The organism is Bradyrhizobium sp. BRP19, from assembly GCF_020194195.1.
Lineage (GTDB): Bacteria > Pseudomonadota > Alphaproteobacteria > Rhizobiales > Xanthobacteraceae > Bradyrhizobium > Bradyrhizobium yuanmingense.
The window spans coordinates 1-432 of the sequence record NZ_JADYVZ010000147.1; the positions used below are offsets into that span (position 1 = coordinate 1).

General features: G+C 66.7%; 1 pseudogene. It reads left to right on the forward strand.

Features of this window, described 5'->3' with window-relative positions:
• Positions 1 to 432 (forward strand): annotated as a pseudogene (locus I6F36_RS38925) (DNA mismatch repair protein MutS); the annotation flags it as partial.

Sequence of the window (432 nt, forward strand, 5' to 3'; positions counted from 1 at the left end):
TCCATCGCCAGACGCTCGCCGGACAGGTCCGTTTCACCACATCGGAGCTCGGCGAGATCGAAGCCAAGATCGCCAATGCCGGCGACCGCGCGCTCAACCTCGAGCTCGAGATCTTCGACCGGCTCTCTGCCATGGCGCTTGCCGGAAGCGACGATCTGCGCGCCGCCGCGCACGCCTTTGCGTTGCTCGACGTCGCGACCGCGCTGGCCAAGCTCGCGATCGACGAGAACTATGTGCGGCCGGAAGTCGATCATTCGCTGGGCTTTGCGATCGAAGGCGGCCGCCATCCCGTGGTCGAGCAGGCCCTGAAGCGCGACGGCCAGCCGTTCATCGCCAATGCCTGCGACCTTTCGCCGGGGCCGGCGCAGAAATCCGGCCAGATCTGGCTCCTCACCGGTCCGAACATGGCCGGCAAATCGACCTTCCTGCGCC